The sequence below is a fragment of the Motilimonas pumila genome (genome assembly GCF_003596335.1).
In the GTDB taxonomy this organism is placed as follows: Bacteria; Pseudomonadota; Gammaproteobacteria; order Enterobacterales; family CBDFNC01; genus Motilimonas; species Motilimonas pumila.
Genome location: NZ_QZCH01000120.1, coordinates 1 through 818, shown reverse-complemented (window position 1 = coordinate 818; position 818 = coordinate 1). Strand labels below are relative to the sequence as shown.

The window sequence follows — 818 nt, the reverse complement described above, 5'->3', positions numbered from 1 at the left end:
CTGAAAGAAAATCAGCGGTCTGAAATGTGAACAGCATGAGCCTTTGTCGCACTGAAAACTATTTGATCAACAACGCCTGTGAAAGCACATATTGAAGAGTTTAATACTATTGGAGCTGCATTTGTTCAGCCTGCCAGTTGGATAGGTAACCCTAAGTTCAAGTCGTTACCGCCAAGAAAGTTCGCAGGTCTTCAAACCGATATGGATAAAATTATTGCTGACTTCAAGAAGTCTGGTAACGATGTCAGTATCTTGAATGATCGGTTAGCTTTGGGGTTGGATGAAAAAGGATTAGCTGAACTAGCTAATGACAAAATACTTTACGTTCGGTTACATTCAAATGATAAGCGTTTTGAATTTGATATGCCAAATGGTAATGAAGCTGGCGCTTACCCGAATCAGTGGGTTCCCGGCGGGGAAACTAAAGGCGGAGCAAAGGAAATCGCAGTAAAAGGAACTGAAAAAATATCACATGACAATGATATTAATGTTTTGAAATCTCAGTTTGACGATTCGGAGTTTATTCAATGAGTAAAAATTATAATTCTTGTTTTTTTGAAGATGGTGAGATCATTTCTTTTTTTAAAGGTGAAGGTGATTATTTTTATCGTGACCCTAACTGGGGGGAGCACTTATATTACCCCTCACTTAGGATTGCATTGAAGGAAATCAATGGAAACACTATAAAAAATAAAGACTTCATAAATGCCTTTGATATTTTTGTTAAAAGCCTGGGAGATAATGAAACTGACTCCGAACACTTCTGGCAAAATATATATGCTTTTTACCTATGCTTAAATAGCAGAGACTTTGATGAA

Annotated in this window: 2 protein-coding genes; both read left to right on the top strand. The window is 37.0% G+C overall.

Going from position 1 to position 818, the window contains the following annotated elements; genetic code table 11:
• Window positions 1-78: 78 nt before the first annotated feature.
• The gene (locus tag D1Z90_RS20800; protein WP_119912667.1) at window positions 79-531 is read left to right on the top strand and encodes a hypothetical protein; all 453 of its coding nucleotides are present in this window, start codon (window positions 79-81) and stop codon (window positions 529-531) included.
• A partial coding sequence (locus D1Z90_RS20795; protein ID WP_198419284.1) for a hypothetical protein occupies window positions 528-818 on the top strand: 291 nt, incomplete at its 3' end. The genes D1Z90_RS20800 and D1Z90_RS20795, both read left to right, overlap by 4 nt.